This window comes from Pseudoalteromonas sp. S3785 (genome assembly GCF_005887365.1).
GTDB lineage: Bacteria > Pseudomonadota > Gammaproteobacteria > Enterobacterales > Alteromonadaceae > Pseudoalteromonas.
In genome coordinates this window covers 1-21,288 of the sequence record NZ_PNCT01000015.1, presented here as the reverse complement: position 1 = coordinate 21,288, position 21,288 = coordinate 1, and the positions used below count along the sequence as shown (strand labels likewise).

Sequence of the window (21,288 nt, the reverse complement as noted above, 5' to 3'; positions counted from 1 at the left end):
AACCTCGCGCCGCGATTAAATTGCCCCTAGTTTGAACAAATTTAATCGGCAAAGGTCAACAGACCCTTGGCTCATTAATATCCGTACAGGAAAGTAAATAACAGCTGGTATGCCAAATAACCAGATGGCAAAGCCTTTTGGCATGACATAAAATGCAACCTGCTTCACCCAATATATAAACTCAACATACTGCGCTAAAAAGTCATTAAGCGATAAGCTTAAAAATGCTAAATTATTACTGATTACAACCCATAGTGCATACATACCAAGCAAACCACCACCCACACTGCCAATATAAGATGAGTAACCTATAAATAATAAAAAGCCGCGCATAGTAAGTCCCTGTTAGCTGAATTGTAAGTTAAATAATAACTAGCCTAGTTAATTGCAGCCTTTGTTGGTTTTAGTTAGGTGAACGTCATGAACACTTGCATGGGCCCCACAGTAAAACATATAGTTGGAGCAGTGATGGTGCTGTAGTTCCCTCAAGCGGCGCTGTGATAGTACAAATATAAAAGTTGTAGCCCCATATAAGGCCTTCTGTAAGATATTTTTCGCCTTCCTTGAATACATTTATGTAACTCGTTTGTAGTTTAAAATGCTCATTACTTTCGCCTCCACCTTTGTTGAGCATAGGGGTCGCGCTCGTTATTTTATCCGTTGTGGAATAACATCCTTCAAATTAGCTTGCATATGAATATTCACTAATGATGACACTTACTAGCATCAAAAATATTAAAACCAGTTTGCTCACCACTGCTCCTTGCTGCGCTGTTAATCTTCGTCAAAAAAACGGCCACTATCATCTGTCATTTTTACTGGTAGGCCGTTATCAACCATAAAATAGTAAAAACGTAGGTCGTCAATTAAATCTGGAGCGGTTATTTCAATATCTTGGTATGTCGCGTTTTTAAACTTAAATCGTAAAATATGCTCAAAACGCTTAGTTTGGCAATAAAGCACTTCTTCTAGCTCAGACACTTTTATATTTATGCCGAGTAGTTCAAACTCGCCATTTACAATTTCAATTGCATGAGCCTGTTCTGTGTTTGCACAATACCACTGTGAAAAAAACCTCAATAATACAAACGCAAAGAGGTATAAAAATTGATGCAGCAAAGGCTGTTCAATAAATACCTCTACCCAAAATAAAACTATAACTGCGATAAATGTGTTGAAACCAAGCGTCCAAAGTAGTTTTGCGCTGGGTGTTTTTTTGTACCTTGTTAGTTTATTCATAAATCCCTTTAAAGTATTATCCTTCGCTGAGTATTGCTATTGCTAAATATTACTCACTTTTGTTCCCGCTATATGATCGTGTAAACAGCGTTTATCTTTTCCTAATATAAATGCAGGGTTTACAAATCCAGCAATAAACTGACCTACCGAAGGGACTAATGATAGCAGCTGCATAGGTAACATGCGTTTCAAGTAAATAGTTGTAAAACTTGCTTGTGTGCCGTCTAGGTTTTCTATACGAATAGACATGCAGTATTTGCCAATAGTTTGTCCTCGGTGATACATAAGGTAACCATGAAGCACTAACATAGAAAACACACCGAAGCCCCATAAAAATGCCGTTAAACTCAGATTTGGTTGGCTTAAACTTTCAAAACCGATATACATTATTACAGGTATAAAAACCGCTATACCTATTAGGCCGTCAATAATAGCAGCAACAAGCCTGTCCCCGCGTGATGCTTTTTCTCCCGCTATTTTTAAGTCAGTATTTTGTGCGTGCGCTTGCGCTTCTCGAGTTTTTATAAGCTCGTCTATTTCTTTTGCGCGCTCAGGAAAACGTTCTCGGTCAATGGCTTTTGCGCTGGAGTAAAGTTCATCTAATGTGTAGGTAGAAAAGTCTATTGGGGTGTCCATGCTTGGGGGGATTCCTTTGCGTAATTTATCTCAAAGTAGCATAGCTTTAGTAATTTATTCAATATCTTAAATTAAAGACTGGTGTAGCCTTTAGCCTTTAGCTTTTAGTTTTTAGCTTTTAACTTTTAACTTTTAACTTTTTGAGCATAAAAAATGGCGCTAAAAAGCGCCATTCATAAAAGCAATTAAATTAAAGCGCTAGGCTTAAAATTTTCTTCGCTTTAGCAACGTCAATATCGCCATGTTCGCCAAGGGCTGTCATGCCGTTGCGCTCAAGGTTATTGCCAACCGCTTCAACGGCTTCTTCACCTAGGTCGTAATCGCCAAGTTTGGTTTTAATGCCCATTTGCTCAAAAAAGTCTTGAGTATGTTTAATGGTTGCATCAATCAGCTCGTTTTTGTCTTCCATATTTAGGCCAAATACACGCTCACCTAATTGAATAATTTTAGCGCGTTTTTGCTCTTGCTGAACAAACATCAATGGCGGTAATACAATAGCAAGCGTTACAGCGTGGTCTAAGTTATAAAGCGCTGTTAGCTCATGGCCTATCATATGTGTAGACCAATCTTGTGGAACACCTTGGCCAATTAAACCATTTAACGCCATCGTTGCCGACCACATTACGTTTGCTCGTACGTCGTAATCTTCTGGGTTTTCTAGGGCTTTAGGGCCTTGCTCAATTAGCGTAGATAAAATACCTTCTGCAAAACGGTCTTGCAGTGGGGCATTTACTGGATACGTTAAGTATTGCTCAATAACGTGTACAAACGCATCAACTACACCATTAGAAATTTGGCGAGTAGGTAGCGAGAATGTGTACTGTGGGTCTAACACTGCAAACTGCGGCTGCACTATTGGTGTACCAAAGGCGCGTTTTTGCTGCGTTTCTTTACGGGTAACAACCGAGTTACCATTACTTTCTGAGCCTGTTGCCGGTAGCGTTAATACCGCACCAATAGGCAGTGCGCTTTTTACTTCTGCGCCATTTACTAAAATATCCCAGCCATCGCCTTCGTAATTTGCAGCTGCGGCTACGTATTTAGCACCGTCAATTACACTGCCACCGCCTACAGCTAAAATAAACGTAACGTTTTGCTCTTTTACAAGTTCAACGGCTTTAGAAAGCGTTTCGTAAGTTGGGTTTGGTTCAACACCCGAAAACTCAACGAAATCTACACCTTTAAGTGCATTTACTACATCGTCATATACGCCGTTCTTTTTGATAGAACCACCACCGTATAAAAACATGACCTTGCCTTCGCTAGGTACGCGGCTTGCGATCTCGTTAATTTGATCTTTGCCGAATAAAATCTCGGTGCGGTTTTTAAATGCAAAATTTAACATATTTGTACTCTACTTGGTTGCGGGGCTTAGCCCCTTGTGCTCATTGCTTTATAAAATGGGAGTTAATCTTTAACTTACAAGTAATTAATTGCCAAATTTATAAAATAAATACGATAACGTTTAATCTTTGAATGAGCGGCAAGTGTACGCGCTCTTTACAATAAGTAGAATTCAGTTAATCTTGCTTTACCTATCGGATTTCTGATACCAAGTATTTATGTCTTACTTTGTTCAACTACGCACCTTTGTTGAAGTTTACCGCTGTAGAAATATTTCCCGTGCGGCTAAAAATTTAGGATTGTCGCAACCTGCAGCCACCGCCCATATACAAACAATGGAGTCGGTAGTGGGTAAATCATTATTTGAGCGCCGCCACCGAGGCGTTGAGCCAAGTAATGCAGCCCACGACTTAGCAGGCCAAGTGGCAAACCACCTAGATGCCATAGAGCAAAAAATAGCGTCTGTACGCACCCGCTCTAGCGATGTGAGCGGTACAATTACACTTGCAGGGCCCGCTGAATATATTAGCTATGTGGCTTCTGCCCAATTGGCTAATTTGTTACAAGCAGGCAATGTTGATGTGGTCGTGATCCCAGGTAATCGCGAACAAATTTATTCAGCGCTCGACACCGGCGTTGCCGATATGGCTATTACGGCCTCCTTGCCCGACAACAAAATTTACGACTTTGAAGTGCTCGACAGCGAAGAGCTAGTACTAGTAGCGCACCGTTTATTAGCCCAAAGCTTAGAGGGGCAAACTATTACGCCGGCACTGTTAAACACGCTGCCAGTGGTTAGTTACGACAGCCAATTACCACTTATACGCCAGTATTTTGATACCGTATTTAAGCAAAGCTGTACGTCAAAAATAATTGCACGCTGCCCCGATATACGCGCGCTCGCCGGCATAGTAAGAACCGGTGTAGGCTATACCGTGCTGCCTGATTATCTATGTCATGACGATATTCAATCAGGAAGGTTAATTAAACTTGGCCCACAAGGCCCTGAAAACAATTTATATTTGGCGTGGCGTAAAGGGGCGCTTGCTCACCCGCGGCTTAATTATGCGCGTGATGTGCTGATGGCTTTTTCTCATATTAATAAATACGCAAAATAGCTATTTAATAAAATAACCCACGGCACGCCATTGCCCGCTACTTTTACTTAATGTTAGGGTTTCAACTGCAAGCCTTGCCGCAAATTGCGTTTTAAACTGCACAATTAGGTATTTACCCTGCGGAGCACCCGGTAAAGATGTGTATTCATTAGCGCTTATTTGTTCTCGTGTAGCCACTTTACCCAATGGCGCACGCACTGTGCTTAAGGCGCTTTTCCAGTTCGTTTTATTTAATTGCGATTTAAATAGCGCATCGGCTTGTTGCCAGCTTTTTGTATATTCTCCCGCATCGATTAACTGCAACCAATTTATTGCTACGGGCATATTTTTAGTGGTCTCGGCCCACACTGAGCAGCTTATAAACAAGCTTAAAATTAAAATGAGGGGTTTCATCATTCTTCCTTTTAATCTGGCATTAAAAGTAAATATTGCTACTTTAAATTACAACACATTAGTGAAATGGTTAACCCCTAATGTAAAAAACATTTGTACTGTAAAGCAAAATTAAACGCTAATAGGCCCTTTATTAATGTTAGTAACTTAAAAGCTGCAGTTAACTGCAGCTTATGCTTTTGTATTTTTAACACTTAATAGGTTAAAAATGCCATTTAACCATTAGGTTTGGGTTGTGCTCTGTTTGGCCATCTACACCAAACTTATTTTTCCAATATACGTATTCTATACCTACATCTAGGCGGCCTGTGTCAAGGCCAAGCATTGGGGCAATGTTGTATTTAAGTTGTGAGGTAAAGTTAAAGCCGCCTTCACTTTTACCAAACATAGTGTCGGTGCTATCAACAATATCTAAAAAGCCATCGTATCTAAAGTTACCGTTGTTATAGCCCCACGTAACCGTTATTTGGTTGTTATCTTCACGCTCTATGCCTATATCGTCTTGAAAACGACGGTAATAAGCCACATTAAAGTATTGAAAACCAGGTACATCTAGCGATACGCCACCCCCTAATAAATAGTTATTTTGATCGGTATCGCCTGAGCCATATTCTGTTTGTAGCCCTAAAAACACCTCTTTAACAAAGCCGTCTTGTGGTTTGTAAAGCGTTGGGTTTATGTTTAGCTCTCCGTATACTTCATCGGGGTTACTTAATCTATCCATAAAGAAGAACGTGCCCCCCCAGGTATGCCCCGATGCGTGCTCAATGGTGACTACGCTTCTGTTGTCTTCTTCGCCAGAAAACGGTTCTAGGTAATCTGCGCCGGTCATGGCGGTAATACTAAAATCTGACCAAAGCTCTTTTGCCGACACGCCCGTTGAGCAAACAGCAATTGCAGTTACTAATGCTAACTTTTTGATTGTTTTGATTTTCATTGTTAATCCCTTTTTTATAATTTTATTAGTTTAGTTAAGATGATCTGTACTTGCTGAATAATTTTCAGGCAATACCAACGTCATAACTATTGCTGTTAAACCCGACACCGTCACAGCACTTCCAAATATGGCGGTTACTAATTTAGGCGCATTTATAAATAGCTCTGGTACAAAACTAACCCCTAGCCCCATGCCTAAGCTCACCGCAATAATAAGTAAACTACGGCGATTGATTTTTTCGCTTGCGAGTATTTTGACCCCTGCGGCTGCTACGGTGCCAAACATTACAAGCGTTGCACCGCCAAGTACGGGTTTTGGTATGTTTTGTAGTACAGCCCCCACCACCGGAAACAGCCCTAAAACAATCAGTATTGCACCAATCCATAGGCCAATGTACCTACTTGCCACACCTGTTAACTGAATAACCCCATTGTTTTGACTAAAAGTAGTATTTGGAAAGGTATTAAACGCAGCTGCAATCATTGAGTTAACGCCATCGCCTAGTACACCTGCGCGTATTCGGGCTAAATAGCTTGCACCTTTAACGGGTAATTTAGACACTGCACAATTAGCGGTTATATCACCGGTCGATTCTATGGCTGTAATAAGGTATAAAAAGCCAAAGGCAATCATGGCGCCAAAATCAATATTAAAGCCATATTTGAATGGTATTGGCATGGCAATTAAATCAAACTCGCCCACCTCGAACTTGGCAATGCCTAAAATAACTGCAAGTATCCAGCCTACTATCATGGCTACAACCACTGCGGTAAGCCTTACCCACTGGTTTTTGCTGGCGTTAAGTAACACCACTAATGCCACCACCGAAAAGCCCACAATTAAGTTACTTGGCGAGGCAAACTTTTCAGGCATATTAGTTAATAACCATTGCCCGCCGCCTATGTCGGTCATACCTACTTTAATGAGGTAAACCCCAATGGTGGTGATCACCACACCGGTGACTACAGGTTTAATGACCTTGCCGAGCTTTTCTATAAAAAAACTAATAAATATTTCTACAAAGGCCGCTAAAAAGCACACTGCAAATATAGTGGCCAGTACCTCATCGTTATTGCCTCCGGTGGCTTTTACAGAAAAGCCGGTGGCTAAAATAGTGCCTAAAAAAGCAAAACTGGTGCCTTGCACACATATAAGCCCTGAGCCAATGGGCCCCACACGGCGCGCTTGAATAAACGTACCAACACCCGACACAAACAACGCCATACTAATTAAATAGGGTATTTCGCTGCCAAGCCCCAATACCCCACCAATAATAAGCGTAGGCGTAATAATACTTACAAAACTTGCCAGTACATGTTGCAGGGCGGCGAAAAAGGATTCGGTCAGCCCTGGTTTATCATCTACTGCGTAAATTATGTCTTCTGAGATTGCTTCTTGGTTTGACATAGTCAACATCCTTTTAGCGCTTTAATATGGGCAAGGTATAAATGCCTTGCCCAGGTTTTAATTTAAATACAGTGGCGCTTATTTAAGCTGCCCTTCTACGCCTTCAACGTAAAAGTCCATACTAAGTAAGGTTTTATCATCAATTGTTTGCCCCGCTTTAGTTACCAGCTCACCCTGCTGATTGTTAATTGGGCCGCTAAATGGGTGAAACTCGCCATTGGCAATTTTGGTTTTAATGGCTTCTACCTCTGCAACAACATTGGCAGGAATGTCTTTACTCAGGGGCGCTAAGCGGGTCATACTGGCCTCTATGCCTTTCCATACATTTTGCGACTGCCATTTATCGTCAAGCACTTGCTGCACGCGCTCAGCGTAAAACTCATCCCAATGATGCACAGGCGCCGTAAGGTGCGCTTTTTTACCATAGCCGCTCATATCTGAGTGGTAACCAATGGCGTATATGCCGGCGGCTTCTGCGGCTTGAAGTGGCGCAGGCGAGTCGGTGTGTTGGGTAATAATATCAACACCTTGGTCGATTAAGCTGTCGGCAGCTTCGCGCTCTTTACCCGGGTCAAACCAGCTATTAACCCACACTACTTTTACTTGAGCGTTAGGTTTTACTGAGCGCAGCCCTAAAGTAAACGCGTTAATACCGCGTATTACCTCCGGGATTGGAAATGCAGCAATATAGCCAATGCTGTCGGATTTACTCATGTGCCCTGCAATAACACCGGTTAGGTAGCGCCCTTCGTAAATACGGTCAAAATAAGTGCCCACATTTTTAGCGCGTTTATAACCTGTTGCATGCTCAAACTTTACATTAGGAAAACGCTTAGCCACTTTAATGGTCGGGTTCATGTAGCCAAACGAGGTGGTAAATATTAAATCGTGCCCGCTTTTGGCTAATTGTGTAATAACTCGCTCTGCATCGGCGCCCTCTGGCACGCTTTCTACAAAGGTGGTTTTTATTTTTTCGCCAAATTTATCCTCTAGGTAGCGGCGGCTTACATCGTGGGTGTAAGTCCAACCAGCTTCGCCAATCGGGCTTACATATACAAACCCTACTTTTACGCTGTCTTTTGCAAGTGCAGTAGCGCTTAACCCTAAGCTAAGTGCTATGCCAAGCGCTGTTATTAGTTTTTTCATTGTTATTCTCCGTGTTGTATTTTTAATATCCTGTTGAAGGCTTATTTTTACTCTTTATTTAAAGTTTTAATGCCCTTTATGCCAGGGTTTCCCTAGCCACATGGGTTCGTACATTTTTAGTTTTTGTTTATTTTTACTGAGCATAATCAGTACAATAAGCGTTGCACCATAAGGCAGCATGGCCAGTAAATTAGAATCAACCGCTAAGCCAAGCGCCTGTGCCACTAAGTGCATAATGCTGGCAAAACCAAATAAATAAGCGCCAAGCATTACCCGCTCAATTCGCCAGCTTGCAAATACCACTAAAGCAAGCGCTATCCAGCCTCGCCCCGATGTCATGTTTTGTGTCCAAAGCGGGGTATAAGCAAGCGATAAGTACGCCCCTGCAATACCCGCCATTGCGCCGCCAAACATAACGGCTAAATAGCGAGTACGCATTACAGGCAAGCCTAAGTTATTACCAACGCCTGGGTTTTCACCAATAGCGCGTACCGCAAGCCCTGCCCTGTGGTATTTAAAAAATAAATAAGCGCCAAGTACTAATGCCCAACTTAAATACACAATGGCATCTTGCGAAAACAGCGTTTTGCCCAGTAGCGGAATATGCTCAAACCCAGCAATTGCTAAAGTAGGTAAAGCATTAATGGTTTTTCCCTCATAGTCGGCGCCTAAAAAGGCCGACAACCCCGTGCCAAAAATAGTGAGCGCCAATCCTGCTGCCACTTGGCTGGCATTTAAATTAAGTGCTACAAACGCAAATAATAACGACGCCATAACCCCCACAAGCGCAGCCACGCTAAAGCCTATAAAGAGGTTGTCGCATTGGTACATGGTTATAAACCCTGCCACCGCGCCTAATAGCATCATGCCCTCTTGCCCAAGGTTAAGTGTGCCGCTTTTTTCGCATACCATCTCACCTAGAGCCACCAGCAATAAAGGCGTACCGGTGCGAATAGTGGCGTATAAAATATTTGTGATTACCTCTAAATCCATGTTTAAGATTCCTGTGCGATGGGTGTTAGCTGCGTTTTTTGTTGTTTAAATGGCAGTAACAATTTAATGCGATAACTAATAAGCACATCGCACGAGAGTAAATAAAACAGCATTAAGCCCTGAAAAATGCCGGTAATGGCATTGGGTAAGCCAATTTCTATTTGCGCCATTTCGCCACCCATATAAATAAGCCCCATTAACAGCCCTGCTAAGGTAATACCCAAAGGATGTAAGCGCCCTAAAAAGGCCACAATAATTGCGGCGTAACCATAACCAGGAGATATTTGTGGCACTAATTGCCCAATAGGCCCAGCCACTTCGCCAGCCCCTGCAAGCCCTGCTAACCCGCCACTTATTACCAATACACCGGCAATTAAAAGCGCGCGTTTATAGCCCGCCATTTTGGCAGCCGATGCATCAAGCCCAAGTACTTGTATTTGAAACCCCACAAAGGTTTTACTAATAAACACCCATGTTGCACAAAGCGCTAATAAGGCAAAAGCCAGCCCTAAATGAAGGCGAGTACCCTCAAATAAAACCGGCAGTAAAGTGCTATCGCCAAATAAGGCGCTTTCAGGAAAGTTATAACCGTATGGGTCTTTTAATGGCCCGTGTACTGACCACAGCAACACATTAACGGCAATGTAATTAAGCATAATGGTGACTAAAATTTCGTTGGTGTTTAAACGTAATTTCATAAATGCAGCTAAGCCTGCCCACAACATGCCACCGGCAATACCTGCAAGTAATGTAAGCCCTAATGCAAAGGCATTTGTAGAGTCAACAAAGTTAACAGCTACGGCACTGGCGCATACACCACCAATAAGTAGCTGCCCTTCAGCACCGATATTCCACACCGCCGCTCTGTAGCACAGCGCTAAACCATAGGCACATAATAAAATTGGAATGGTCATTACTAATAACTCTGTAACGCCGTACCAATCAGCAATAGGTGCTACAAGTAACGTATATAAAGCATTAAGCGGGTCGTGCCCGAGTAAGGCAAACACCACATACCCTGTTATTAAAGTGAGTAAAATGGCTAAAACAGGAGAAAGATAGCTCCACGTGTTTGAGCGCTCTACGCGGGGTTCAAGCTTTATCATGCCGGCGCTCCTTGCGGTGTTATTTTTGCTCTCTTGCTTTTGGTGTCGTGATTAAAATCGCCCGCCATCCACTGCCCTAATTGCACAAGCGGTACACAGTCGGTATCTAAAATAGGAGAGAGTTTGCCATCGCAAAGTGCGCCAATTCGGTCACAAATTTTATAGAGCTCGTCTAAGTCTTCTGAAATAACCAGCACTGCACAACCTTCGTCGCGCAGCGTTAAAATTGCCTCGTGAATAGCCACTTGCGCGCCAATATCTACACCCCAAGTAGGGTGCGACATAACCAGCAATTGTGGGTTTTGCTCAACCTCTCGGCCAATAATAAACTTTTGCAAATTACCGCCCGAAAGGCTTGCTGCGTGAGTACGGTTGCTGGGGGTTTTTACTTTGTATTTTTTAATAATTTTATCGGCGAGTTGGCTAATTTTTTGTTTTACTAAAAAGCCGTTTTTAACTAAACCGCTATCAAAGCTGGTAAGAAGTGCATTGTGCGCTAAATCCATATCAGGGACTGCGCCGCGCCCTAGCCTGTCCTCTGGTACGCATGCAAGCCCGAGTCTGCGCCTTTTTAATGGGCATAACGCATCAACAGCGGTATTTTTAAATTTTATTGCGTTGCTATTTTTTTGCGGCTCCTCTCCCGAAAGCACTTTTAGTAGTTCCTCTTGCCCATTACCGGCAACCCCTGCAATACCGACTATTTCGCCTTGCTGTACGGCAAAGTTAATATTTTTAAGCGCAATATCAAATAACGCCTGCGCATTGGTTGATAAGTTATCGACTGTTAAAAAATCACCTGTGCCAGTCGCTCTGCGCGCTTGGTTACTTATTGGCGTACCGTCGCCTACCATTAAGCGCGCTATAGATTCGCTCGTTTCGTTTTTAGGAATGCAATGCCCACTCACTTTGCCGCCGCGTAAAATAGTCGCGCTGTCACACAGCTCAATAACTTCATGCAACTTATGGCTAATAAAGAGTACCGAGCAGCCTTCTTTTTTGAGTGATTTTAATGTTGTAAATAAAGCATCAACTTCTTGAGGGGTGAGTACTGAGGTGGGTTCGTCTAAAATAAGTAACTGAATATCTAATAATAAGCACCTTATTATTTCTACCCGCTGTCGCTCGCCTGTTGAAAGCGTTGACACCAACCTATGCGGGTCAAGCGGCATACCGTAGCGCTTAGATGTTTTACTAATTCTGCTAGCAAGCGAACTACTGTGCCCTGCTAAATCGCCCAGTGCTAATGCGATATTTTGCGCAACTGTTAGGGTTTCAAATAACGAAAAATGCTGAAACACCATACCTATACCTAATTCGCGGGCATCGGCGGGCTCTTTTATGTCCATTTTGCGACCGTTAAAAAACATGTCCCCTTGGTCAGGTTTAACTACACCGTAAAGCATTTTCATTAACGTACTTTTACCCGCGCCGTTTTCACCAAGCAGGGCATGCACCTCACCATGTTTTATTTTTATTGTTACGCCGTCGTTGGCTATACATCCGGGGTAGTGCTTTGTCATTCCCTGCATAGTAAGGCGGTATTTATTGTCCATTATTTAAACCTTTCTTTGTGCTTGTTGGTTAAATAAGCTAGCCTAGAAACTTAGCTGACCAAGCGGTCAACAATGGCATGGTATCTGCAATTAACTTACCAAGATGAAAAAGTTTTTTTCTTACCCGTGCGCAAACAACAAGAAAAAACATACGGCAAGCCTTTACATATCAGGGCTTTATAAAAAATAAGGGGGTCTGTGTGATTCAGTTTTTATTAAATGTCACGCCAATAGAAGTAGAAGAATGCTCGCCAAGTCTCACCATTTTGGACTGGCTACGCACCAAAAAAGGGAAAGTGGGCACCAAAGAAGGGTGTGCTACAGGCGATTGCGGCGCGTGCACAATTTTAGTCGGCGAAGAAAAAATAAATTCAAACGGTAACGCAGTTTGGCACTACCAAACCATGAACAGCTGCTTGCTTTTATTAGGCAATGCACACGCAAAGCATATAGTAACCGTAGAGGCTGTAACTGCTGGGCTTTACCCAACCCTTGAAGACTTACACCCAGTACAGCGTGCGTTAGTGGAGTGCCATGGTTCGCAGTGCGGTTTTTGTACCCCTGGTATAATAATGAGCATGTTGGCACTTTATATTAATAATCCGAGTTACCCTGGTAAAAAAGCCGCAATTCATGCTTTAGGTGGTAACTTATGCCGCTGCACTGGTTACAGCCCTATTTTACTCGCGGTAGAAAAAGCCTACAGCTATGAGCGCAAAAATGAGCCTTACTCAGCCCTAGCGGCTCAGTTTAAAGCCTCACTTAATACGCAATATATTGATGATGTTCCATTTTTAAAAAATGGCCCTCGCAAATTCTACTTGCCACAAAATGCTAGGCAGCTTGTTGAACTAAAATCACTATACCCGCATGCACACTTGGTTGCTGGTGGCACCGACTTTGCCATTGAGCTTAGCCAAAATATGCTATTACCCGATGTAATAATATCCCTAAGCCAAGCTAAAGAGCTGTGCACATTAAGCGATAACAACGGCGAGCTACATATTGGTGCAGCACTCCCTTACAGCCAGTTTGTAGACGCTTTTTACAATTACTACCCTGAGTCTAAGGAGCTGTTTGAACGCCTTGGCTCTAACCAAGTACGTAACAGTGGCACCTTAGGTGGCAGCATAGGAAATGCCTCTCCTATTGGCGATCCAGCCCCATTGTTAATTGCACTTAATGCCACTATGGACTTATTAAGCGCATCAGGCACACGTACTATAAACGTGGCCGACTACTTTGTTGATTACAAAAAAACAGTCATTAAAAGCGATGAAGTCATTAGCAAAATTACAGTGCCAAAACGCCCAGACTTTTTAAAACTTGCGTGTCATAAAATTTCAAAACGCTTTGAAGATGATATATCTACCGTGTGTTTAGTACTGGCTATTGAGCAAACACAAGGCGTAATTAGCAATGCCCGCTGCGCCATGGGCGGTATGGCTGCCATACCAAAGCGCGCCACGCATATAGAGCAAAAGCTTAATACTCAGCCCTTACAAGTAAGTACGTTTATAGATGCCGCTAATGCTATAAATGATGACTTTTCCCCCATGAGCGATGTACGCAGCAGCGCACATTACCGCACTACGGTAAGCAAAAACTTGCTACAACGTATTGGTATTGAGTTTTGCGGTGCACAGCCAAGTAGCAATAAAAATAATAACAACATTGCCATTACGAGGATCTCACATGCGTCACTTTGAAATGGATAAACTAAAAGCCCAAGGCGGAAGCGTTGGCCAATCTAAGTACCACGAAAGCGCAATAAAACAAGTATGTGGCAATGCAAACTACGCCGACGATAACCCAGAGCCTCATGGCTGCTTACACGCCTACCCTGTGCTTGCGCCCATTACCAGCGGCTTTATTAAATCAATTGATACAAGTAAAGCGCTTGAAGTTGCAGGCGTTAAACGTATTTTATCGGCCGAAGATGTACCCGGTAAGCTTGATATTGGCCCAGTATTCCCAGGGGATGTGCTATTAACCAATTACGAAATTCAATACCACGGGCAACCTGTGCTGGTAGTCGTTGCCGACAGCTACGCCATTGCGCGCAGCGCTGCTCGCTTAGTGGTTATAGAGTGCGAGCAAACCACACCCATACTTGATATTAAAGAAGCCATAAAAAAAGAGCATTGGGTAAGGCCGCCTCATTCACTCAACCGTGGTAATAGCGAGCAAGCCATCAACAATGCAGCCCACCAGCTTAAAGGTGAAATACACATAGGCGGGCAAGAACATTTTTACCTTGAGGGGCAAATAGCTCTCGCTCAGCCCGATAACGACGGCGGGATTCATGTGCAATGTTCTACGCAACACCCTACAGAGGTACAGCACTTAGTTGCCAAAATTTTAAAAAAGCCATTTAGCTTTGTTAACGTAGAAACCCGCCGTATGGGCGGTGCTTTTGGCGGTAAAGAAACCCAAGGCGCACCATGGGCTTGCCTTGCAGCGCTTGCAGTTTACTACCTTGGCTGCGCAGTTAAAATGCGCCTAGCACGCAGTGACGACTTTAAACTTACCGGTAAACGCCACCCATTTTATAACCAATACCATGTGGGGTTTGACGAAAATGGCCTAATTGAAGGTGCTGATGTAACCGTAAATGGATTTTGTGGTTATTCGCCTGATTTATCTGATGCCATTGTAGACCGTGCGATGTTTCATGCCGATAACGCTTATTACTACCCAGCTGCCACCATTAAAGGGAATCGCTGTAAAGTAAACACCGTAAGCCACACCGCCTTTAGAGGATTTGGTGGCCCGCAAGGCATGATCATGGGCGAGCTAATAATGGACGACATTGCCGCTAAATTAGGTAAAGATCCGCTTGAGATCCGAAAACTTAATTTATACAAAAAAGGCCGTGACACCACGCCGTATCATCAAACAGTAGAGCAGCATATTTTAAAAGATATGATAAGCCAGCTTGAGGAGTCGGGTGATTACTGGGCACGAAAAGAGGCAATTAAAGCCTTTAACGCATCATCCCCTATTATCAAAAAAGGCCTTGCGATGACGCCGGTAAAATACGGTATATCGTTTACGGTACAGCACTTAAACCAAGCAGGTGCGTTAGTGCATGTATATAGTGATGGCTCGATACACTTAAACCATGGCGGCACCGAAATGGGCCAAGGCTTAAACACTAAAATAGCGCAAATTGTAGCGCACGGCTTTGGCGTTGATTTTGACGCCATAAGCATAAGCGCGACCCGTACCGACAAAGTACCAAACACTTCGCCAACCGCCGCATCAAGCGGTACAGACCTAAACGGCATGGCAGCGCTAAATGCTGTAAACACCATAAAAGAGCGCTTAATTAACTTTATAAGCGAGCACTTTGAAGTAGACAGCCAAAGTATTGTATTTAAAGATAACCTCATTACCTTTAGCAAAGGCGAAATTAGCTTTAGCGAACTTGCAAACCTTGCCTATATGAATCGTATATCGCTTTCATCAACGGGTTATTACGCCACGCCTAAAATTCATTACGATAGAGCGAAAGGCGAAGGCCGGCCATTTTTTTACTACGCGCACGGCGTGGCACTTAGTGAAGTAGAAGTAGATACGCTAACAGGCGAAAACACCGTTACGCGTGTTGATATACTGCACGATGTGGGCAGCTCAATTAACCCAGCACTTGATATAGGGCAAATTGAAGGCGCCTTTGTGCAAGGTATGGGCTGGCTTACCACCGAAGATTTACAATGGAATGATAAAGGCCAGCTTGCAAGCTTTGGCCCTGCCAACTATAAAATTCCAGCTATTGGCGATACACCTGCCGAATTTAACGTAAATTTATATAACTCTGCCAACCCAGAAACCACCGTATTCAGATCAAAAGCGGTTGGCGAGCCGCCGTTTATGCTGGCCTTTAGTGTATGGAGTGCTATTCGTAATGCCATAAGCAGTGTGGCCGATTACAAATACACCGCCCCACTTGATACGCCTGCTACGCCTGAGCGTGTATTAAATGCAATCGAGCAAACCGCTAGCTGGTTTAAGGAGCATCAACATGGCTAATTTAAATGAGTCGTTTCAGGGATTTCATACTCAAAATTGGGCGCAAGCTATAAACGAGCACGAACAAAGCGGTACTAACTATGTTATTGCGACTGTGCTGGGAACCAATGGCTCAACCCCACGGGGCACAGGCTCTAAAATGGTAATAAGTGGCGAACATATTTACGACACCCTTGGCGGTGGTCACCTTGAATACGTAGTAATAGAAAAAGCCCGCGAACTGCTTGCCAAAGGTGAAGCCGCCCAAGTAATTGAGCAATTTAACCTAGGTGCAAATTTAGGCCAGTGCTGCGGCGGAGCTGCCACCGTTATGCTCGAGTGCATGCAATGCGAGTGCTTTACGCTTGATATTTATGGCGCAGGCCATGTAGCACAAGCGCTTATTGGTATATTGGCACAGCTGCCTATGCGTATACGCTGGATAGATAGCCGCGCCGATGTATTCCCACAGAACATTCCTAATAACGTAGTAAAAGTGGTTGATGAAGAGCCAACAGAGCAAGTTAAACGCGCGCCCAAAGCTAATAATTACTTAATACTCACCCATAACCACCAGCTCGACTTTGCACTTACACAAGCCATTATTAAACGCACCGATGCCAATTGGCTTGGCGTTATTGGCTCAGATACCAAAGCAAAACGCTTTAAGCAGCGCTTAGCTCATCGCGATTTTACCACCGAGCAAATAAAGCAAATGGTCTGCCCTGTTGGGCTTGAAAATGTAACTGGCAAGCTCCCTATGGAAGTAGCTATATCAATTAGTGGGCAGTTAATTGGCCTCTATCAGGCTATGCAAACCCATGCGCCTAAACGTCAAGGTGTGCAATGGCGAGCACTTAAAAATGCCCTAATTAACACCACTCAAGAGGAAGTAAATGCATGAGTAGCTTAAAAATTAATAACCTAAATGAAGCGCAAGCGCATCAGGCATTAGAGCATTGCTGCGCAGCCCCTAAATGGGTAAGCGGTATGCTAAATACCATGCCATTTGAAAATAAAGAGCACCTATTTAAAGCTGCGCAAAGCGTATGGGATAACCTAGGTGAGAGCGATTACTTAGCTGCCTTTGAAGGCCACCCGCAAATAGGCGATTTATCAACATTAAGTAAAAAGTATGCCGCTACAGCGCAAAAAGCGGGGCACGAACAATCAGGAATGAGCAAAGCAAACGAGCAAACCCTTAAAAAAATGATTGCGCTAAATAAAGAATACCTCAGTAAATTTGGCTTTATATTTATTGTGTGTGCCAGCGGCAAAAGTGCTGAGCAAATGCTTGAACTTATTGAGCAGCGTATACACAACACCCGCAGCACAGAGCTTAATATAGCCGCGGGCGAACAAGCCAAAATAACAAAAATAAGATTGGAGTCCCTGATATGAATAAAAGTATGAATAAAAGCCCTATCACTACCCATATTCTCGATACCAGCACTGGTAAACCTGCAGCCGATGTAGCTGTACACTTGTTTGTATACACTAACAATGAGTGGCAATTAATTGCTAAAGGTAAAACAAATAGCGACGGACGTATTACCGACTGGCTAAATACAGACGTAGAATTTGCAACTTATAAACTGGTTTTTGACTTAGACAGCTATTATGAAAACCAAGAAACACCTGCGTTTTACCCAGAAGCGCAAATTACCTTTAGATTGCAAGATAAAAAGCATCATCACATTCCGTTATTGCTTAGCCCATTTGGCTACTCAACGTACAGAGGCAGCTAATAATGAGCACGCAAAATAATAATAAAATAACCGTAATTTGTGCCAACATACTCGATTTTGTTGACGACCCCGCCATCGCAGGCGAAAGCGCCCATCGCTATTTTGAAAAAGGCGCGTTAGTTATTCAAAACGGTAAAGTGGTTAACCTTGGTTACGAGCAAGACATACTGCCAAGCTTAAATAAATCAGCCACTATTATTCGCCACGATGGCAAATTGGTTATGCCCGGCATGATAGACACCCACATACATTTGCCGCAAACCGAAATGGTTGGCGCGTATGGCGAGCAGCTTTTAAGCTGGCTTACCGAATATGCCTTCCCCACCGAAAAAAAGTTTACCTGTGAGCATTATTCAAAAGACATATCTAGCCGTTTTTTAGACGAGCTACTACGTAATGGCACCACCACCGCTTTGGTGTTTGGCACTGTGCACCCGCAATCAGTGGATGCATTTTTTAACGAATCACAAAAACGTAATTTACGTATGATTGCCGGTAAGGTAATGATGGACAGAAACTGCCCTGACGATTTATCTGATTGCGCGCAAACCAGTTACGATCAATCAAAAGCACTGATAGAAAAATGGCATAATGTGGATAGATTAAGCTATGCGGTAACACCACGTTTTGCGCCTACCTCTACCCCAGAGCAACTTCAAAAATGTACTCAATTATTAGAAGAATACCCCGACACCTACCTGCATACGCACTTATCTGAAAACAAAGACGAATGTGAATGGGTAAAAGGGTTATTTCCAGAGGCCGAAGATTACCTTGGCGTTTACGAGCAAGCTAAAATGGTGCGTAAACGCTCGGTATTTGCCCATAGTATTCATTTATCTGAACGTGAGCTTTGCTGCCTTGCAGATCAGGGCGCGGCCATATCGCACTGCCCTACATCTAACTTATTTTTAGGCTCGGGCCTTTTAAATTTAAAGAGATGTGAAGAACACGGAATAAACGTGGGTATGGGTACCGATGTAGGCGCAGGCACAAGTTTTTCTATGCTACAAACAGGTAACGAAGCGTACAAAATTCAGCAGTTACAAGGCCAAAAGTTCTCCGCATTTAAAGGCATGTATCTCGCCACCTTAGGCGGAGCACGGGCACTTGATTTAGAAGGCACCATAGGTAACTTTAATGTAGGCTGCGAGGCCGATTTTATTGTAATGGATTACGCGGCCACCTCGTTTTTAAAGTTCAGAATTGGTCATGCCAAAACCCTTCACGAACAGCTTTTTGCCATGATGATGCTAGGCGACGACCGCTGTATTGAACAAACCTATATTATGGGTAAAAGCGTGTATAAGCGCGATGCAAAAGAGCAATTTACAACAACCCACATACCGCAATTAGAAGAGGCTTAACCTAATGGAAAACTATTTATTTGAGCTTGCTCATTTAGTGTTTAGATACTTTCACGTGGTCGCAGGTATTGCGTGGATAGGCGCCTCATTTTATTTTGTATGGCTTGATAATAACTTACAAACGCCGCCACAATGGAAACAAGATAAAGGCATAAGGGGCGATTTATGGGCAATTCATGGTGGTGGCTTTTACGAAGTAGCTAAATACCAAAATGGCCCAGAGCAAATGCCCTCAACCCTACACTGGTTTAAGTGGGAGGCCTACACAACCTGGATCAGCGGCGTGCTGTTATTTACGCTGTTATATTATGTGGGCGCAGATGTGTATTTACTCGATGCCAGTAAAAGTGAGTTAAGTAAATTTGCTGCTATTGGCGCATCACTTGGTTTCATAGGCTTTGGCTATGGGGTTTATCGTTTACTGTGTAAAAGCCCGCTTGTTGAAAACGGCAAGGCCTTTATTGCGCTCAGCGTGGGCTTTTTAGCGTTATGGACGTATGGGGTTGATCAGCTATTTAGCGACCGCGCGGTATATATTCATGTTGGTGCATTAATTGGTACCTGTATGGCCGGTAATGTATATCACATAATTATGCCTGCACAGCGTTACATGGTAAGCGAAGTAGAAGCTGGGCGCATTCCTGATTCAGCGCCGGGTTTAAAAGCAAAGCAATGCTCGGTACATAATAACTACGCCACCCTGCCGGTTATTTTTATTATGCTAAGCAATCACTTTTCGTATACCTATAGCCATGAGTTTGGTTGGTTAGTGCTTATTGGCTTTTTTATTATTGGTATGTGGATACGCCACTTTTTTAATTTAAAACATCAAGGTATTAATAAACCTTCAGTACTTATAAGCGGTATTGCCGCCTTTTTTGCGTTAATGCTAGCCATAGCACCGTGGCCAAGTAGCTCTGTAAACGCGAATAATGAGCTACAAGCAAGTATAAGCGATGCGCAAGCGTGGAATATAATCAGCAAGCACTGTACACAGTGTCACAGTGAAACACCTACATCAAAGCTTTTTCAAACAGCGCCGCTTGGCTTTAAGCTCGACTCTATTAATGATGTAAAAAAAGCCAGCACGCTTATTCATACCCGCGCGGTTATAACCAAAGACATGCCATTGGCAAATATGACCAAAATGACTGATGCAGAGCGCGAAACGCTAGGCTCTTGGCTCACAGCGCTTAAAAAGGAGCAATAACATGAGCGAGCAATTTAAACACTACCCGCGCGATTTAGTCGGTTATGGCTCACAGGTGCCCCATGCAAATTGGCCCAATAAAGCCCGTATAGCCGTGCAAGTTGTATTAAATTACGAAGAAGGCGGTGAAAACTGTGTATTACATGGTGATGCAGCGGCCGAAACGTTTTTATCTGAAATAGTCAGCGCCCCCCATGTAGAAGACCGCCACATAAGCATGGAATCTATTTACGAATATGGCTCGCGCGCAGGCGTGTGGCGCTTACTTAAACTCTTTAAAAAATACGATATACCGGTCACCATTTTTGCTGTGGCAATGGCCCTTGAGCGCCACCCCGATGTAGCTAAAGCTTTTGTTGAAGCTGGGCACGAAATTGCAAGCCATGGCCTGCGCTGGATTAATTATCAACATATAGATAAGCAAACCGAGCGTGAGCACATGCAAAAAGCCATTGAGATCATTCAAACACTCACAGGTAAAAAGCCAAAAGGCTGGTATACCGGGCGCACAAGCCCAAATACTGCAGCCCTTGTAGTAGAAAATGGCACGTTCTTATATGACGCTGACGATTACAGCGACGACTTACCTTTTTACAGTATTAAAGAAGGTAAACCACAGTTAATAGTACCTTACACCCTTGATGTAAACGATATGCGCTTTGCTGCAGTGCAGGGATTTAACGCCGGTGATCAATTTTATAATTATTTAAAAGATGCATTCGATACGCTGTATGAAGAAGGCGACCCACAAGGTGAAAACGCCCCAAAAATGATGTCGATTGGTTTGCATTGTCGCTTAATTGGCCGCCCAGGACGCATTAAAGCCCTCGCACGGTTTTTAGAGTATGCCAGCTCGCATGAGCAGGTTTGGTTTGCTACGCGCGAACAAATAGCTGAGCACTGGCTTAAAACCCATCCGTATAATACCAATCCGCAATAATACTTAATCATTTTCAGGGGCTAAACGTGTCGCTATCTGCGTTAAAAAATTCTCATTTAGAACAACTAAATAGCAATTTTTTTTCGTAGACATCAACTCGTTTTTCGATCCTAAAAATATAGCACTTATTTATG

At 43.3% G+C, this 21,288-nt stretch carries 20 protein-coding genes; 9 read left to right on the top strand and 11 right to left on the bottom strand.

The features are described 5' to 3' along the window. Nucleotides 1-15 precede the first annotated feature (15 nt). The 4 genes from CWC17_RS04815 to CWC17_RS04795 form a co-directional block, all read right to left on the bottom strand. Nucleotides 16-333 (bottom strand): hypothetical protein, encoded by a 318-nt coding sequence (locus CWC17_RS04815; protein ID WP_138612235.1) that lies wholly within the window; start codon nucleotides 331-333, stop codon nucleotides 16-18. A 441-nt stretch (nucleotides 334-774) separates the two neighbouring features. Next, complete coding sequence (locus CWC17_RS04805; RefSeq protein WP_055016912.1) at nucleotides 775-1,239, bottom strand: hypothetical protein; 465 nt, start codon at nucleotides 1,237-1,239, stop codon at nucleotides 775-777. Between the two features lie 42 nt (nucleotides 1,240-1,281). Beyond that, the gene (locus tag CWC17_RS04800; protein WP_138540365.1) at nucleotides 1,282-1,875 is read right to left on the bottom strand and encodes an RDD family protein; all 594 of its coding nucleotides are present in this window, start codon (nucleotides 1,873-1,875) and stop codon (nucleotides 1,282-1,284) included. Between the two features lie 190 nt (nucleotides 1,876-2,065). Then, nucleotides 2,066-3,220, bottom strand: coding sequence for an iron-containing alcohol dehydrogenase (locus tag CWC17_RS04795; protein ID WP_138612234.1), 1,155 nt, complete (start codon nucleotides 3,218-3,220; stop codon nucleotides 2,066-2,068). Nucleotides 3,221-3,437: 217 nt separating this feature from the next. Here CWC17_RS04795 and CWC17_RS04790 point away from each other — a divergent pair, with 217 nt between their 5' ends. Continuing rightward, nucleotides 3,438-4,337 carry a LysR family transcriptional regulator gene (locus tag CWC17_RS04790; protein WP_055015709.1) on the top strand — a complete coding sequence of 300 codons (900 nt, stop codon included), beginning with the start codon at nucleotides 3,438-3,440 and terminating at the stop codon, nucleotides 4,335-4,337. Here CWC17_RS04790 and CWC17_RS04785 read toward each other — a convergent pair whose 3' ends face one another. The 7 genes from CWC17_RS04785 to CWC17_RS04755 form a co-directional block, all read right to left on the bottom strand. After that, nucleotides 4,338-4,730: a DUF4019 domain-containing protein gene (locus CWC17_RS04785; protein WP_138612233.1), complete on the bottom strand. Its 393-nt coding sequence runs from the start codon at nucleotides 4,728-4,730 to the stop codon at nucleotides 4,338-4,340. 202 nt (nucleotides 4,731-4,932) lie between these two features. Continuing rightward, nucleotides 4,933-5,667 carry a DUF5020 family protein gene (locus CWC17_RS04780; RefSeq protein ID WP_138612232.1) on the bottom strand — a complete coding sequence of 245 codons (735 nt, stop codon included), beginning with the start codon at nucleotides 5,665-5,667 and terminating at the stop codon, nucleotides 4,933-4,935. A gap of 30 nt (nucleotides 5,668-5,697) precedes the next feature. Beyond that, nucleotides 5,698-7,074, bottom strand: a complete 1,377-nt coding sequence (locus CWC17_RS04775; protein ID WP_138540369.1) for a uracil-xanthine permease family protein — start codon at nucleotides 7,072-7,074, stop codon at nucleotides 5,698-5,700. A 78-nt stretch (nucleotides 7,075-7,152) separates the two neighbouring features. Then, nucleotides 7,153-8,220, bottom strand: a complete 1,068-nt coding sequence (locus tag CWC17_RS04770; RefSeq protein WP_138612231.1) for a BMP family ABC transporter substrate-binding protein — start codon at nucleotides 8,218-8,220, stop codon at nucleotides 7,153-7,155. A gap of 66 nt (nucleotides 8,221-8,286) precedes the next feature. After that, nucleotides 8,287-9,213: an ABC transporter permease gene (locus CWC17_RS04765; protein WP_138612230.1), complete on the bottom strand. Its 927-nt coding sequence runs from the start codon at nucleotides 9,211-9,213 to the stop codon at nucleotides 8,287-8,289. Between the two features lie 2 nt (nucleotides 9,214-9,215). Continuing rightward, nucleotides 9,216-10,319: an ABC transporter permease gene (locus CWC17_RS04760; RefSeq protein WP_138612229.1), complete on the bottom strand. Its 1,104-nt coding sequence runs from the start codon at nucleotides 10,317-10,319 to the stop codon at nucleotides 9,216-9,218. Then, nucleotides 10,316-11,875: an ABC transporter ATP-binding protein gene (locus tag CWC17_RS04755; protein ID WP_138612228.1), complete on the bottom strand. Its 1,560-nt coding sequence runs from the start codon at nucleotides 11,873-11,875 to the stop codon at nucleotides 10,316-10,318. Before CWC17_RS04755 ends, CWC17_RS04760 begins: the two co-directional genes overlap by 4 nt. 200 nt (nucleotides 11,876-12,075) lie before the next feature. On the opposite strand from CWC17_RS04755, the gene xdhA reads away from it, so the two are divergent. Genes xdhA through puuE form a run of 8 tightly spaced genes read left to right on the top strand, consistent with a single transcriptional unit; the run spans nucleotide 12,076 to nucleotide 21,154 of the window. After that, a complete protein-coding gene (gene xdhA / locus CWC17_RS04750) occupies nucleotides 12,076-13,584 on the top strand; it encodes a xanthine dehydrogenase small subunit (protein WP_138612227.1) in 1,509 nt (502 codons plus the stop codon). Continuing rightward, nucleotides 13,571-15,910 carry a xanthine dehydrogenase molybdopterin binding subunit gene (xdhB, locus tag CWC17_RS04745; RefSeq protein ID WP_138612226.1) on the top strand — a complete coding sequence of 780 codons (2,340 nt, stop codon included), beginning with the start codon at nucleotides 13,571-13,573 and terminating at the stop codon, nucleotides 15,908-15,910. The genes xdhA and xdhB overlap by 14 nt, the downstream gene beginning before the upstream one ends. After that, nucleotides 15,903-16,793 carry a xanthine dehydrogenase accessory protein XdhC gene (gene xdhC, locus CWC17_RS04740; protein ID WP_138612225.1) on the top strand — a complete coding sequence of 297 codons (891 nt, stop codon included), beginning with the start codon at nucleotides 15,903-15,905 and terminating at the stop codon, nucleotides 16,791-16,793. Before xdhB ends, xdhC begins: the two co-directional genes overlap by 8 nt. Next, nucleotides 16,790-17,290 (top strand): 2-oxo-4-hydroxy-4-carboxy-5-ureidoimidazoline decarboxylase, encoded by a 501-nt coding sequence (uraD, locus tag CWC17_RS04735; RefSeq protein WP_138612224.1) that lies wholly within the window; start codon nucleotides 16,790-16,792, stop codon nucleotides 17,288-17,290. Before xdhC ends, uraD begins: the two co-directional genes overlap by 4 nt. After that, complete coding sequence (uraH, locus tag CWC17_RS04730; protein WP_138612223.1) at nucleotides 17,287-17,637, top strand: hydroxyisourate hydrolase; 351 nt, start codon at nucleotides 17,287-17,289, stop codon at nucleotides 17,635-17,637. Before uraD ends, uraH begins: the two co-directional genes overlap by 4 nt. Nucleotides 17,638-17,639: 2 nt before the next feature. Next, on the top strand, nucleotides 17,640-19,004 hold the full coding sequence (gene guaD / locus CWC17_RS04725; protein WP_138612222.1) for a guanine deaminase: 1,365 nt from the start codon (nucleotides 17,640-17,642) through the stop codon (nucleotides 19,002-19,004). Nucleotides 19,005-19,008: 4 nt separating this feature from the next. Continuing rightward, a complete protein-coding gene (locus tag CWC17_RS04720; RefSeq protein ID WP_138612221.1) occupies nucleotides 19,009-20,214 on the top strand; it encodes a urate hydroxylase PuuD in 1,206 nt (401 codons plus the stop codon). 1 nt (nucleotide 20,215) lies between these two features. After that, entirely contained in the window at nucleotides 20,216-21,154 is a 939-nt protein-coding gene (puuE, locus tag CWC17_RS04715) for an allantoinase PuuE (RefSeq protein ID WP_138612220.1), read from the top strand. The last annotated feature ends 134 nt before the right edge of the window (nucleotides 21,155-21,288 follow it).